Origin of the sequence: Bradyrhizobium zhanjiangense (genome assembly GCF_004114935.1) — a bacterium.
Taxonomy (GTDB): domain Bacteria; phylum Pseudomonadota; class Alphaproteobacteria; order Rhizobiales; family Xanthobacteraceae; genus Bradyrhizobium; species Bradyrhizobium zhanjiangense.
Map to the genome: position 1 here is coordinate 8,390,647 of NZ_CP022221.1, position 13,661 is coordinate 8,404,307.

A 13,661-nucleotide genomic window follows, 5' to 3' on the forward strand; every position below is an offset into this window, starting at 1 on the left:
CTCCTCACGCCGCGACTTTTCGCAGAACAACAAGCTTGGCCTTCTGAACCAGAACAACGTCGCCACGTTGGTTTATGGTCCGGCTCAGAAGGACTATCGTTCCGCGCTCGGGTCGGGAGCGTGATGGTGTGACTTCAACTACTTCGCTCTCAACATGGAGCACGTCGCCCGGACGGGCCGGTGCCGGCCAGCTCACCTCGCCGCCGGCGCCGACGAAACCGCCGGCGAGTGGCGGACCACTCTCGACATTCAGGCGCATTGTGATCGCGGCGGTGTGCCAACCGCTCGCCGCCAAACCCTTGAAGAATGTCCGCTCAGCCGCGTGCTCGTCCGTATGAAAGGGTTGCGGATCGAACTGAAGACCGAATGACTTGATCTGCGCTTCGTCGAGCCTGTACGTTCCAGTGGTAAAGCGTTGTCCGACGTGAAGATCGTCAAGATACAATTGATCTGATTGGGCTGTAATTGCGACTTCGTCGCTCATTTGAATCCCAGTCATATCTTCCTCCTCAGGCTGAACTTGGTGAAAGCGAGTTCCGGCTGGCTTCGCTCGCTATTCCACTCCTCAGGCGGCGATGCTGGAATAACTTGCGCCCTCACGCTCAGCTTTGCCGTTCCGGGCTTCGATGGCCTTGACGGAGTTTTCAAACGCCTTGTCCAGAACCCGCCTGCCGATCGTCCCGAGCACGAAGCCGAGCAGCCGCCCCGTCAGGTTCTTGCCGTCGCGTGTGACGACCACATCGATGTCTGTCGTGCCGTCGGGCCGACGCGCGAAGGTGTAGATGTGACCCGACGCACCACCCCAGACGTTGGAGTCGGTCGTCGTGAGGACGACGCGGGCAGGATCGGACCAGTCGTAGTGCAGGCGCTCCCAGATCCCGCCCGAGCCTTCAGTGACGTCGGCATGCGAGCCGCTCCGATGATGCACCTTGAGATACGCATCGCTGCTGTTGCCAAAGACCTTCGAGCGGCCGGGCCCGAAATCGGTCAGGCCGGCGACGTACTGCTCGGGCGTCGCCGTGGTCCTGCGATGAAGATGGATGGTGGACATGTGCAGTCTCCCTGGCTGCGTTCCGCTTAGCGAGCGCAACCGTTCAAGTCGAAGTTCAGTTCGAGGCTGTGCTCGGTTTGCGAACCAGCACGCTGTCACCTTCCCGGCTGATCTCGATCACGCCCGCTGGCTGCGGTGTCGAGAGAAGCAGGCGCTGACCAGGTGTGAGAAGAGATACGACGCGGAACGGTGTTCCTGTCTCGCCCTGCGCCAGGGTGGCGACCACGCGAAATCCATCGCGCTCGACAGTGTAGTAGGCGACCCCCGATATCCCGCCGAGGTCGATGCTCTTGGCCTCAATTGGACGCAGCCCCTCTGCGTGGGCGGCCGTCAGGGAAGCGATACCGAATACAGTGGCGAATAGCGTGTTGCGGATTGACATGACGATTTCTCCTAATGATTGACGATCGAGCATCGCGAAGTCGTTGATCACGACAACGGTTCGCCGCCCCGATGAATCCAGGTTCCGTTAGTGACGTTGTCGGGCTGCTTGTCGATCGAGTTGGCCGGCGGGAAGACGCTGTCGTAGATCGCGCGGGCTTCTCGTATCAGCCGGAGCCGTTCGCGCTCGGCCTTCGGGATAAATTGGATGACTTCACCCATGTTTGCCTCCAGTTCGTAACGCCGTTTTCCGGCGGGTCATGACTGGGAGGTGGGGCAAAAGGCCTGGGTCAACAGGCCGGGAAATCGGGAGTCATCCTTCCAGATTTTGGAAGCCCGACAGCGGAGCTCGCACCGTCAGGGTCTACTCCGCGAAGACTCGCTTCAGCCGCGGTGCTGCAAAGTCCAGGAACGCTCTTACTTTGATCGGCAGAAACCGGTTGGCCGTATAGACGAGATTAACCGGCATTGACGGTGGCTGGAATTCATCCAGCACGGTCGTCAATGCTCCCGCTTCCGGACCGGCCTCGAGTTGGTAAGCAAAGGCGATGGAAATTCCCACGCCTGCGCGGGCTGCCGTACAAGCCGCTTCCGCGCTGCCGACGGTGAGCCGCGTATGCACCGGCGCTGCGATGGTCGCCTTGCCTTTGACGAATGTCCAGACGTCGGGGGGCGCGAAGCCGGGATAGCTGATGCAATCATGCCCGGCCAGATCTTCCGGTGTGCGCGGCGTTCCGCGAGCCGCCAGATAAGCGGGACTGGCGCACACCACCCGGCGCGTCCTGCCAAGCCGTAGCGCGACCAGGCTCGAATCCGGCAACTCGCCGATGCGCACCGCGACATCGATTTGCTCCTGGGCCAGGCTCAGCTTCTGATCGGTGGGGATCATCTTGACCTTGATGTCCGGATAGGACTTGAGGAAGTCCGCGATGATCGGCATCAGGATGATGCGCCCAAGGCCCAGTGGGGTCGTCACCGCCAGCTCGCCTGTCGGCGTGGTATACTCGCCGGAGGCGGTACGCTCCGCCTCGAGCACATCGGTGAGGATGCGCTTGCAAGCCGCAACGTAGGACGTGCCCGCATCCGTCAGCACCAGCTGCCGGCTCGATCGGTTGAAGAGCTTCGTCCGCAGGTGAGCCTCGAGCTCGGATACGTTGCGACTGACTGTTGTGAGCGGCGTTTTCAATTGCCGCGCCGCCGCGGACAAGCTGCCCTGCTCGACCACGGTCAGAAAGGTCGACATCGCTTCCAGGCGATCCATCGAATCCCCTTCCATAATTCGGGAGGATACCTTCCGATTTTGCCATATCGCCCCGGACTTCGGAAGACGACATCGCTTGGGAGGACCGGTTTGCCCATATCGAGCGAACCTTCCGCTGCCTGGAAGGACCCTTTCCGCGTACGGCCCTTTCTCAGGCGGGCTCTCCAATCGATCTCCTTGGATGATGGCGTGAGAAACGCCGTCCTCAACACTGACAAGGAGAGTTCAATGACAAGGCATCTCGAATCCTATCGTTACGAAATCCAGTACAGCGACGACGCCGACTTCGTCACGTATCAGCGCAAGTCGAGCGATGGTGTGTGGCAGACGGTTTCGGCGTGGATGATTCCAAATTCGGCGGATGACTGAGTGTCGGCTGGCCATTGCGCGGCCCGCCGGACTTTCGTGTCGGCCGGCTTCGACAATCCGACCTGAACCGAGAATTGTATCGGATCAATCTGCTCATCCGAGAAGCTCATATCGAGAGGCCGGCGTTCAGAGTCATTTCACGAGCAACTACCAGCGCCAGCCATGAATGTCCGCTCCTCGGAGCATTGAAATCCCACCTCGGAGCATTGGAGACCAAAATGCTTGCGATAGTCTCGACGATCGTCCTGCCTGCTGCCATCAAGGGGTCCGGGATCGCGTCTCGGCTGCTTGCCGGCGCTTGCGAGAGATTCGCGGGCTATCTCGGCCGGCGGACCGCCATTGCCTGCCTTCACAATCTCGACGACCGCGCTCTGCGGGACATCGGCATCCGCCGTTTTCAGATCGAGGCGGCCGTCGACGGTCTCATCACATTCCCTGCTCAAGCGGACGAAGAGATGGTGACCCCCGCGGCGGTAGCGATTTCACGCGCGGGCCAACCTTGGAGTCGGCGCCATGGAGCTGACCGTCGCCACGATAGTGGTCACCTTTGCCGGCGTATTCCTCATCTGTTTCATGAAGGGCGCGTTTGGAGGCGGATTCTCAATTGTGGGCATTCCGCTATTGTCGCTCGTGATGGATCCGGTCACCGCCGGCGGGCTTCTCGCGCCATTGTTCATCGCGATGGACTTGTTCGCCCTACGCTACTGGAAGCCTTCGACATGGTCGAAGCCAGATCTTCTACTGCTGTTACCGGGTCTCGTGACCGGGATCGGACTGGGCTATCTGCTGTTCCGTTTCCTCGACCACCGCGCCATCGCGATCGCGATGGCCGCGACCACGTTGATCTTCGTGGCACTGTGGCTTGCTGCAGGCGCGGAGGTGACGGCAAGTCCACGCTCAACACCGAAGGCGATCACCGCCGGCCTCGCCTCGGGCGTGACGACCATGGTCGCGCACTCGGGCGGACCACCGCTTGCAATGTACCTGCTGCCGCTCGGCCTCAGCAAGGAGGTCTACGCGGGCACGACCAGCCTGTTCTTCACCGTCGGCAACGCGACCAAGGCCGTGCCCTGGCTCCTGCTGGTCAAGCCGACAGGAGACGTCTGGACATTGATGGCGCTTAGCGTGCTCGCCATTCCTGCTGGCGTGTGGGCGGGTTGGCGGCTTCACGGAAGTTTGGACCAACGCCAGATCTATCGGGTCTGCTACGGATTGCTGGTCGTGACGGCGCTGAAACTGCTGTGGGACGGGATCTCCGGCTATCTCGTATGAGCCGATTGTTGGCGATGTGTGAGACTCGCAAACCCTAACAGCCCCTAACAACCGATAACGAGCAAATTGCGCCGCTCTTCCCTAGCTAGTGTCGTACCGATGATGAACGCGGTCCGGAGCGCCGCATGCAGATTCAATCAGAGCAGCCGGCCACAGGCCGCTATGAACGGTGGCCGCATCGCGGCGCTTGGGAGCGGGACTGTCCAGGACAGCTCCTGCTATCTTCGGCGGACCGGAACTGGTCCGGCCTGTCGGCAGAATTGTGCACGGCTAGAAAAGGGGTGATTCCTTGGAGGACCCCACGTGCCGACATCAGGATCTGCGTCGCTACCCGTAGCAGCCAGACGGTGGTCACCCGGCAAGCGCCAGGCATCGAAAGTCAGATAGTCGCCGGGCACGGTACTGTCTGGCTCTCTCCTCCTGGTTTGCGGACCGGTTTGGTCGATTTCGATCAGAATCTGCCGGAATTCCTGCACATCCATCTTCCAGTCAACCACTTCTCATCGAGCAATTCCGACACCGAGACCGACAAATCCGCAGGTGGCGATCGGTCCCTGGTGGACATCGCGCTTTCGCTCAGCTTTTCCAGCCAGGCCAATTTTACGCGGGCCTTCAAGCAGGCGACGGGCCAGGCGCCCGGTCGTTATCGTCAAGCGGCCGCACGCATCCACTCGCAGTCGCTCTGAGGAATCTCCGGCAATCGCTTCCGGCTCCGGCTTGAAATTGCATTTCACGCTTTGGCGGTCAGCAATAAAGGACAAGCCGGCAGCACGCGATGCAAAGCCCGCGGGCTGTCCCACGACTATCTTCGCCGTGGTAAGCCACTGAGAGACCGCTTGCCATGCCGATACGTCAGTACTTCGTGTGGGTGGGAAGCGTCCTGCTCCTGTCGCTGTTTGCGGCCGATTGGTTGCTTCCAGCGCCCCCTGCTCATTCGCATTCCACGATCGCTCCGAGCGAACGGGCCAATCTGCGCATTCGTTCGGACCAAAAATGGCCAGAACGGGTCGTATTCGACACCGCTCATGCGCCAGTGACGCGCACCGCTGAGTCTGGCCCTGCGCCGGACCTTGTCCACGAAGACTATGCCCAGGCCGCGCGGCGCAGCCCACTCGATGCGTTCGCGGCGGTGGAAGAGGCTCCGGCTGCCGCTCCGACAGCAAGAAATGAAAATGCATCGGCAACCCCGGCCAAGCCGCGGCAGTCCAGAACCCGTATGACGAGTGCAGTCAAAACCCATTGATCGGGGACCGACATGAAAGACGTTCTGTGCCTCGCCGTGTTCGCCGGCAAGATCCTGTGCCTCATGGTGTTCGTGACGGTTCTGAAACCGGACGTCATCGGCGTCGTCGAGACGTCGGCGACTCCCATCAACTGCGGGATGGAGCGCTCAGGACTGCAGGAATGCGTTTCGAACGCATTTGCAACAGCTTCGCTGGCCGACGCGAAGTCATGCATCGCACATAGAAACTCCGCTCACTGCTGACGCAACGGTCCTCCGACGCCGCAATCGCCATGACCCAAGCTGCATCATTCCGGTATCGACATGCCGCCCTCATCTTCGCGCTGCGGACGTTTGCGGCGGCGATGCTGGCGTTCTCGATCGCGCTGCTGCTGGACATGCCGCGTCCCTACTGGGCCATGGCGTCGGTCTACATCACCTCGAACCTGTTCACGGGCGCGACCAACTCCAAGGCGTTCTACCGCATTGTGGGCACGCTGATTGGCGGGGCAGGAACGATCGTGCTGATCCCGAACCTCGTCAATGCGCCGGAGTTGCTCAGCCTCTGCATCGCGCTGTGGGTCGGCGTCTTTCTATATCTCTCGCTGATCGACGGCACGCCGCGCAGCTACGTCTTCATGCTGGCCGGCTACACCGTGGCGCTGCTCGGATTTCCCATCGTCTCGACGCCCCAGTCGGCCTTCGACATCGTGGTTTCCCGCGTGCAGGAGATCATGCTCGGAATCGTCTGCGCGAGCGTCGTCGCGATGCTCGTGCTGCCGCGCAGCGTGGCCTCCGCAGTCACCGCACAAACCGATGCATGGCTCGCCGGTGCGCGCCGGCTCGCCGCGGACGTCCTGACGGGCCGTGGCAGCGATCAGGAGCGTGATAGCGAACGCATGCGTCTTGCCGCTGCGGCCTCCGAAATCGACCAGTTCGGGCGCCATCTCGGCTATGAGGCGATCGCTTCTGCAAATATCGGGCGAGCGCTGCAGCGCCTCCGGCAGCATATGCTGTCGCTGCTGCCGCTGCTCGGATCGATCGAAGACCGCAAGCTGCCTCTCAGCTCGCATGAAGAGGCGGCTGCGCGGGTCGCCCGCATGTGCACAAGGATAGCGGCATGGCTCGAAGCGGGCGGGCGCGATGGACAGGAAGCGAGCGCGTTGCGCGCAGCACTTGATGAAGTACGACCAACGCTGAGCGTGGATGCTGACTGGATCGAGATCACGATTTTTGGTCTCGTTGCGCGGCTCCGCAACCTTATCGACGTTATGCAGGATTGCCAGCTTCTGCGCGAGGCCATCTCCGAGGGGCGCAATCCCGAATCGCTTCCTCTCGTCTTCTCTGATGGCGCCGCGGCTGTTGCCGTCCCGCATCGCGACTACTGGTCTGCGCTCCTGGCGGCCGGGTCCGTGGCCCTTGCGGTGCTGTCCTGCAGTTGCTTCTCCATTGCAACCGGCTGGTCGGACGGGGTTGCCGCACCGCTTTTCGCAGCTGTCGTCGGCAGCTTTCTGGCGGGCGTGGACGATCCGCTTCCGGCGTTCCGCAATTTCTACGGACTTTTCCTCGTCGTTATCGCCGTGCATGGCATCTACCTGTTTGGTGTGTTGCCGCGGATTACGACTCTCGAGGTGCTCATTGTCGCATTGATGCCGATTTTCCTTCTATTCGGCTGGATGGCTGCCCGGGCCGCGACCGCGCGTATCGGCTCCATACTTGCCATCTACCTCTCGGTGCAACTAGCGTTGACCGAGACCTATTCGGCCGACTTTATCACCTATGCCAACTCCAGCATTGCGCTGATGCTGGGTGTGGCGCTGACCGGCGTGACCTGCGGCATCGTTCGCATGGTCAGAGCTGACTGGATCGCAAACCGATTGCTACGAAGCAATTGGACCACGCTTGCATCAGTCGCCGAGCGCACGTCGGGCCAAGATCCCTTTGCGCTTGCCAGTCTCATGCAGCATCGCCTCGCCCTACTTGCTGCGCGCATCACCGCCGTTCCTGCCGATGCAAGGAGCGGCGCCGCCAACCTTCGCCAACTTCGGACGGCGCTCAACATTGTCGGCGTGAGGCGCGCGAGCTTGGGCCTGTCACGCGGCACAAGAGCTGCAGTCGAAGCGTTCTTCGCTCGTCTTGCCCCGATTTGCAGGACCCACACGGCAGGGCCGCTCCCCGATGACCTGGTGGGACAGCTCGACGGCACCATCGCATTGACGTTGCGGGAACCCACGAGCGAAGCCCGCGATCACGTGCTGGTCGGTCTCGCCGGCGTTCGTTCCGGGCTCTTTCCGGAGTCGCCGGCCTATCAACCGCAGCAAATCGAACCTGGGACGATCGCCGCATGAAATACCAACTTGACCTATTCGGCGTGCTCGTTCCGACGCTCCTGCTCTGGAGCGTGGTTGCCTACGTGCTCGCGCGCCTCGTCAGCAAGCTGATTGCTCGTATCGGCCTCTATCGATGGATCTGGCATCCCGCACTATTCGATTTCGCGCTTTTCATCTGCCTGGTCACCGGCCTGATCTTCGGCTCCACGGAGGTATTCTCATGATAGCACCCGTTTCGCTTCAGAAAGCCTTATGGCGCGGGTTCACGATGAAGTGCCCGAACTGCGGTCAAGGCCGTCTGTTCGGCCGCTTTCTCAAGGTGGTCGGCAACTGCGACGTTTGCGGCGAAGATTACACGCCGCAGCGCGCAGACGACCTTCCAGCCTATCTTGTGATCGCTGTCGTTGGCCACTTGGTCGTCCCTGCGCTTCTTGCCGTCGAGATAGCCTATTCACCTCCCGCCTGGCTTCAATTGCTGATCTGGCTACCCGTCACCGGGCTTTCGGCGTTCTTTCTGCTGCAGCCCCTGAAGGGGACAATTGTTGGCCTGCAATGGCAGACCGGTATGCACGGCTTCGAGGCCGGCAGACGCCGCCGGGATGGAGAGGACCCCGATGGCGTCACGCCCCTTCCTCACCTCGCCTCCAAGGAGTTGGTGTCATGAAAGCCGTCGTGAATTCGCTGCGTCGTTTCGCGCTGACCGGTCTCATCGTGCTGGTCGCGCTTTGGGCCGGTTACAAGCTGTGGGATTACTACTTTGATGCACCCTGGACCCGTGACGGACATGTGCGAGCCGACGTGGTGCCCGTGGCTCCCGATGTTTCCGGCTTTGTGAGCGAGGTTCTGGTTCGGGACAATCAGCAAGTACAAAAGGGCGACGTGCTCTTCCGGATCGACCGGGCGCGCTATGAAATCGCGCTCAAGCAGGCAGAGGCGGTACAGGAAGGCAAGCGCGCCACGCTCGACAATGCCAATGCCGATCTGAAGCGGTACAGTGCGCTGACGCCCGGCGTCGTGGTTTCCACGCAGCGGATGGACCAGGTCGTCGCCATCCAGGGCTCGGCCCAGGCGGCCTATGACCAAGCCGTCGCGGATGTTGCCCTTGCGAAGCTCAACATCGATCGCAGCGAGGTGCGGGCCTCGGTCAGCGGCATTGTCACCAACAATGAGCTGCGGCCGGGCGCCTACCTCACCCCCGGAAAGGGCGTGATGGCGCTGCTCGATACCGACACCCTGCACGTCCAGGGCTACTTCGAGGAAACCAAGCTGCAGCGCATCCATGTCGGCGATCCCGTCAAGGTGTGGCTGATGGGAAGCAGATATTTGTTGCAGGGGAAGGTGGAGAGTGTTGCGGCCGGCATCGAGGACCGCGATCGCAGCAACGGCTCAACCCTTCTTGCCAACGTCAACCCGACCTTCAACTGGGTACGCCTGGCCCAACGTGTTCCGGTCCGAATCGCGCTGGATCGTGCCGCCGAACGTGACGAACTCGTTGCCGGTGCTACCGCAACGGTCGAGGTGGTCGGATCGCCGCCGAGCAGCGGCGGTCGCGTGGCGCAGGACCGGCCAACCGCGTCACGGCACTTCGGATGCCGGACGGTGCGAACCTCATTTGGATCCTCGCCTTCCTGCAGCTGAAGCTAACATTACCGAAGCACAAGAGGTTCAGCGATGCACTTTGATCCAGTCATGTTATCGCGCATCGAGTTCGCCTGGATCATCGCTTGGCACATCCTGATGCCTCGTTCACCGTCGGAGCTGCGTCCTACATTGCACTCGGTCGAGGGTATGAGCCTTGCGACGGGACGCAAAGTCGATGTCCGCATCTCACATTCTGGACCAAGATCTTCGCCATCGCATTTGGCATGGGCGTCGTAACGGGTCTTATCATGCCGTTCCAGTTCGGCGCCAACTGGAGCCGCTACACGTCGGCGCTGCCGGACGAAACGCGAAAACCGGTGGTGGAGGAACCGGGCTCACTACCATCGAGAGTGTGAAATCGCACAAAGTCGTAGTTTGGCGTGGACAATCGTACGATTGGTAGCGGGGGAGCGCTACCTACGTTCCCCCCGACAGTTCTCAGCCGAGTTTTTGGTATCCGTGGCCTGAAACCGTGCTGACCATTTCCGGGGGGCGTGCTCGTCTGGGCTAGCCCTGAAACCGGGAATGCAACTTAACTAACCGCGGCCTTCCACCGCGGAACCTGCATGCACCGCTACGGCGAGCTGGACACCTACGGCCTGACGCGCACCGGTCGATGGAAGGACCCGGATTCGCCGGATCGATACAAGCACACCATGGCGAGCGCAGAGGCGCGACGCGCTGACTTGCTGCCGGTGCCCCAGCAAGCAGCTCGGCGCAAGCGGGCGTAGCAATCAGTGCTCGGCCTTCCGATTTACGATGTCGGTCAAAAAATAAAGCGACCAGAGCACAGTCACAGTCAGCGAGCTGAGCAAGAAGGCAAGAACAATAACGCCGCCGGCACGCACCGGCTCGATCAACGCCGGCCGTGTGGATATGACTTGGTCGTGGACGATAGTCGCGCCGACAGAAAGCAACAACACAACCAAGCTCAGGAAAACTTAAGTATCCGAGCAAATAGCAGACGAACTGACGTAACGACAGAACTTCACCGTCTAACACCAATTCCGCGCCGACCGGCCGCCTATCCATGTGAGTCCCAGGCGACCCCATTGCGACGGAAGCCAGCGCACCGATCATGAACGGGACGGCCATAATAAGTAAGTCGCGCGCAAATTTAAGGACGCCAGCCAACTTGGAATTTGCGATGGCATCGGGAGTCAACGGGAGCAACGCCAAGGCGTTCATCCCCGACGGGCCTCCAGCATCATTTATCACCACGCGGCAGCTTCGCGACAGCTCGACGGAGCTTGATTTCGATTCACCGAGCGCAGATCAGCTCGCCGTCCCCGGCCGGTGGCGCAAGAACGGTTAGCTCTTCTGGCGCGAACTGTTCTTCGCAGTGATTGTGTTTGCCGATCAGGCGATGGTGCACCGCTTCAGGAAGGTACTTTAGCCGAACTGAAGGGGCTCACAATCCTCCTCGCTGCCGGTCGGCGCGGACAAGCTTGACCTAGCTGCGCAAGCCGCGCGCCGAACAACTGCCACCCACTCTCGGGAACGCGTCACGCTCGAACAGTGCGCAGGAAATTCGCGACCTCGTCGCTGAGTCTAGTCGAATTGCGCGACAACAGCCCGGCGGATGACAGGAGCTGAGCCGACGCGCTGCCCGTTTCGGCTGCGCCCCGTTGCACGTCGGCGACGCCGGAACTGACCTCGCCGGTGCCTTGGGCCGCCTGCTGAATGTTTCGAGCAATCTCGTGCGTCGCCGCACCCTGCTGCTCCACCGCAACCGCGACCGCCGTGGCGATTTCGGACATTCTGGCAATGGTGCCGCTGATATCCGTGATGGCCGCGACAGATTTTCCTGTAGCGTCCTGCATGCTCCCGACCTGCTGGCTGATCTCTTCCGTCGCCTTGGCGGTCTGTTCGGCCAACGCCTTGACCTCGCTCGCGACCACGGCGAAGCCGCGACCGGCATCACCTGCGCGCGCCGCCTCGATCGTGGCGTTGAGCGCCAGGAGATTGGTTTGGCCGGCAATGCTGTTGATGAGATCGATGACATCCCCAATTCGCGCCGCGGCCTGCGCCAAACGCGTGATCTGTTCATTCGTTATTCCGGCCTGTCGGACCGCCTCGCTTGCGATGCGCGAGGACTCCTGCACCTGCCGGCCGACTTCTCCCACCGAGGCTGCTAACTCTTCTGAGGCAGACGCGACCGACTGGACGTTGGTTGTCGCTTCATTGGAAGCCGCGGCGACGCCAGTCGCCACGCTCTGCGTGCGTTCGGCCGTCGACCTCAGCGCGCTTGCAGATGATTCAAGCTGGCTCGAAGCTGAGGAGACCGTCTGAACGATTTCGCCCACCGCAGTCTCAAATGCGTCGGCAAGTCGATCCATCTCGCGCCGCTGGAGCTTGGCCTGCTGCCGCTCCTGCTCGGCCCTGCCTTCCTCTGCCTCCTTCTTGGCGATCAGTGCCTCCTTGAACACCTGCAATGCATCGGCCATTTGCCCGATCTCGGTGCGCTCGCCCTGATGCGTTACCTCAGCCGACAGATCACCAGCACTGAGCGCTTTCATCGGCGAGACGATCGCGGCAATGCCTCGCGAGACGTTTCTCACCAAGAAGAAGGCGACGAGGGCGCCGACGAGGCCGGCGGTCGTCGCGATCGCCACAACAGTATTGAAGGTATAGTTGTAGGCGGCCGCGGCCTCCGCTCCCGCCTCGTCCGCGCCTTTGTTGTTCAGGTCGATGGCATTCGTCAGGACCTTGTCGGCCTTCAGGCCGACGGGATTGACGGTTTTGCTGTTCAGCTCGTTGGCCTCTTCGGGGAAACGGCCAACCGCGGCGCGCGACAGACGCAGCACCTCCTGCGAGCCCTTCATGTATTCGTTCCAGAGACCGCGCCATTCGTCGTAGAGCGCACGCTCCCGCGCACTGGAGATGAGCTTCTCGTAACCCGCGATATTCTGCGCCATCCTTTCGGCGACCTGCTCGATCCGCTTGTCAAAGTCCACCTTGTCCTCTGCACGGTCGTTCAGCAGGTGTTGCCGCACCGCATTGCGGTAAGTGATCGTGGTTGCGCGCAGCTCGCCGAGCACGCGGATGCTTGGGAGCCAGTTGGTCTGCATGTCGATGACCGCGGCGTTGATCACCTGCATCTTCCAGATTGCAAACGCGCTGGTGGCGAGTAGTGCCAGCAAGAGGCCGACGACGACAGCGGAGATTTTGGTGCGGATGGGCATCTTCGCAAACATGGCATTCTCCCCAAAAGGACTAAATTTGTGATGCCCTCCCGTCGCAATACCATCTGACAGGTGGCCGTCTCTCCCCTGGACCGGACCAGTTGTAAACGCCCGATGCTAGTAGAAGTTGTAACGATCTTTGCTTTAAGCAATTCTTATCATTAAGGCTGATTAATTCCTGGCGAACAGCTTTTGCACGAATTTGGAAAATTCGTCTCTTGCTGCCTGGGCTAGCGAGCAAATTCTGATTTGCCGGCTCCGGTGCCTATTCGGCGAAGCTGTTGAACGGCACGAGGCACCGGTTCTCAGGCTTCAGCCAGCCGCGCCAATGCGGCGGTGACGTGTTGCGGATGTTGGACCCGCGGCCCGCCAGTGCGCAGCGGCGGCGTCATGCCCCCAGCGCATCAGAGTCATTTCACTTCCGGCTTCCGTTTGCGGATCACGGGAGCTGGATAGTCCGGGAAGTCGCCGGCCATCGGCTGCAAGTTGCCGACGTAGCGGTTGACCACGCGGAATAGCGCGAGGATGGCGGCTTGGTTGGCGGTGATGCTGTAAAGATTGCACATGGAGAGAAGCCGCCGGCCCGCTCGACCTAGAGCATCCGGTCCTTGGTGACCCGCAAGCTGCGAACGTAATAGCCCTGTCTTTGAACGGCTGACTTGATCTCATCGCTGACTTTGAGAACTCGTTTTCTGCTCTTGCGCCACTTATTCTGAGAGTAAACTGCGGGTATCGCAGAGCCTGTGCTTAGAACGAGAAAATCGCGCTTCTCATTGCGATAGACATCAAACACTTTTCGCCCCCGCTAATCGTATTGAAGGAAGCACGAAATATGTTTCAGTCATTCTGATCCCTCAGCTTACCACCTCGCACGGCTGTGCGGGTTGCAAACGTGCAACGCTCAGCGACTTCTGCTTCACCGCGCACGGCTAGCCCGGAGTATTCGATC

At 61.0% G+C, this 13,661-nt stretch carries 18 protein-coding genes and 1 pseudogene; 11 read left to right on the top strand and 8 right to left on the bottom strand.

Annotated features, from left to right (window positions below; genetic code table 11):
- Window positions 1–4 precede the first annotated feature (4 nt).
- From XH85_RS40040 to XH85_RS40055, 5 genes are all read right to left on the bottom strand, one after another.
- Complete coding sequence (locus tag XH85_RS40040) at window positions 5–499, bottom strand: MaoC family dehydratase (RefSeq protein ID WP_128936336.1); 495 nt, start codon at window positions 497–499, stop codon at window positions 5–7.
- Between the two features lie 66 nt (window positions 500–565).
- Complete coding sequence (locus XH85_RS40045; protein WP_128936337.1) at window positions 566–1,051, bottom strand: hypothetical protein; 486 nt, start codon at window positions 1,049–1,051, stop codon at window positions 566–568.
- Window positions 1,052–1,106: 55 nt separating this feature from the next.
- A complete protein-coding gene (locus tag XH85_RS40050) occupies window positions 1,107–1,484 on the bottom strand; it encodes a hypothetical protein (RefSeq protein ID WP_245473608.1) in 378 nt (125 codons plus the stop codon).
- The gene (locus XH85_RS45640) at window positions 1,481–1,654 is read right to left on the bottom strand and encodes a hypothetical protein (protein ID WP_164940484.1); all 174 of its coding nucleotides are present in this window, start codon (window positions 1,652–1,654) and stop codon (window positions 1,481–1,483) included. Before XH85_RS45640 ends, XH85_RS40050 begins: the two co-directional genes overlap by 4 nt.
- 142 nt (window positions 1,655–1,796) lie before the next feature.
- The gene (locus tag XH85_RS40055; RefSeq protein WP_128936338.1) at window positions 1,797–2,693 is read right to left on the bottom strand and encodes a LysR family transcriptional regulator; all 897 of its coding nucleotides are present in this window, start codon (window positions 2,691–2,693) and stop codon (window positions 1,797–1,799) included.
- A gap of 228 nt (window positions 2,694–2,921) precedes the next feature.
- On the opposite strand from XH85_RS40055, the gene XH85_RS45645 reads away from it, so the two are divergent.
- From XH85_RS45645 to XH85_RS40105, 10 genes are all read left to right on the top strand, one after another.
- Entirely contained in the window at window positions 2,922–3,062 is a 141-nt protein-coding gene (locus tag XH85_RS45645; protein ID WP_164940485.1) for a hypothetical protein, read from the top strand.
- Between the two features lie 513 nt (window positions 3,063–3,575).
- A complete protein-coding gene (locus XH85_RS40065; protein ID WP_128936339.1) occupies window positions 3,576–4,334 on the top strand; it encodes a sulfite exporter TauE/SafE family protein in 759 nt (252 codons plus the stop codon).
- Window positions 4,335–4,459: 125 nt separating this feature from the next.
- Entirely contained in the window at window positions 4,460–5,020 is a 561-nt protein-coding gene (locus XH85_RS40070; RefSeq protein ID WP_128936340.1) for a helix-turn-helix domain-containing protein, read from the top strand.
- Between the two features lie 155 nt (window positions 5,021–5,175).
- The gene (locus XH85_RS40075; protein WP_128936341.1) at window positions 5,176–5,577 is read left to right on the top strand and encodes a hypothetical protein; all 402 of its coding nucleotides are present in this window, start codon (window positions 5,176–5,178) and stop codon (window positions 5,575–5,577) included.
- Window positions 5,578–5,589: 12 nt separating this feature from the next.
- A complete protein-coding gene (locus XH85_RS40080; protein ID WP_128936342.1) occupies window positions 5,590–5,820 on the top strand; it encodes a hypothetical protein in 231 nt (76 codons plus the stop codon).
- A gap of 29 nt (window positions 5,821–5,849) precedes the next feature.
- Window positions 5,850–7,904, top strand: coding sequence for an FUSC family protein (locus XH85_RS40085; RefSeq protein ID WP_128936343.1), 2,055 nt, complete (start codon window positions 5,850–5,852; stop codon window positions 7,902–7,904).
- On the top strand, window positions 7,901–8,110 hold the full coding sequence (locus XH85_RS40090) for a DUF1656 domain-containing protein (protein WP_128936344.1): 210 nt from the start codon (window positions 7,901–7,903) through the stop codon (window positions 8,108–8,110). Before XH85_RS40085 ends, XH85_RS40090 begins: the two co-directional genes overlap by 4 nt.
- Window positions 8,107–8,550, top strand: a complete 444-nt coding sequence (locus tag XH85_RS40095; RefSeq protein ID WP_128936345.1) for a DUF983 domain-containing protein — start codon at window positions 8,107–8,109, stop codon at window positions 8,548–8,550. The genes XH85_RS40090 and XH85_RS40095 overlap by 4 nt, the downstream gene beginning before the upstream one ends.
- Entirely contained in the window at window positions 8,547–9,524 is a 978-nt protein-coding gene (locus XH85_RS40100; RefSeq protein WP_245473611.1) for an efflux RND transporter periplasmic adaptor subunit, read from the top strand. Before XH85_RS40095 ends, XH85_RS40100 begins: the two co-directional genes overlap by 4 nt.
- An 86-nt stretch (window positions 9,525–9,610) precedes the next feature.
- On the top strand, window positions 9,611–9,883 hold the full coding sequence (locus tag XH85_RS40105) for a cytochrome ubiquinol oxidase subunit I (RefSeq protein ID WP_206734878.1): 273 nt from the start codon (window positions 9,611–9,613) through the stop codon (window positions 9,881–9,883).
- A gap of 1,149 nt (window positions 9,884–11,032) precedes the next feature.
- On the opposite strand, the gene XH85_RS40110 is transcribed toward XH85_RS40105, so the two are convergent.
- Window positions 11,033–12,670, bottom strand: a complete 1,638-nt coding sequence (locus XH85_RS40110; protein WP_245474302.1) for a methyl-accepting chemotaxis protein — start codon at window positions 12,668–12,670, stop codon at window positions 11,033–11,035.
- Here XH85_RS40110 and XH85_RS47150 point away from each other — a divergent pair.
- Window positions 12,597–12,755: a hypothetical protein gene (locus XH85_RS47150; protein WP_245474317.1), complete on the top strand. Its 159-nt coding sequence runs from the start codon at window positions 12,597–12,599 to the stop codon at window positions 12,753–12,755. The two genes, XH85_RS40110 and XH85_RS47150, sit on opposite strands and share 74 nt — an antisense overlap.
- A gap of 225 nt (window positions 12,756–12,980) precedes the next feature.
- On the opposite strand, the pseudogene XH85_RS40115 reads toward XH85_RS47150, so the two are convergent.
- Together XH85_RS40115 and XH85_RS47155 are read right to left on the bottom strand one after the other, a co-directional pair.
- A pseudogene (locus tag XH85_RS40115) lies at window positions 12,981–13,278 on the bottom strand (SOS response-associated peptidase family protein); the annotation flags it as partial.
- A 26-nt stretch (window positions 13,279–13,304) separates the two neighbouring features.
- Window positions 13,305–13,505 (bottom strand): hypothetical protein, encoded by a 201-nt coding sequence (locus XH85_RS47155; RefSeq protein ID WP_128936346.1) that lies wholly within the window; start codon window positions 13,503–13,505, stop codon window positions 13,305–13,307.
- Window positions 13,506–13,661 lie beyond the last annotated feature (156 nt).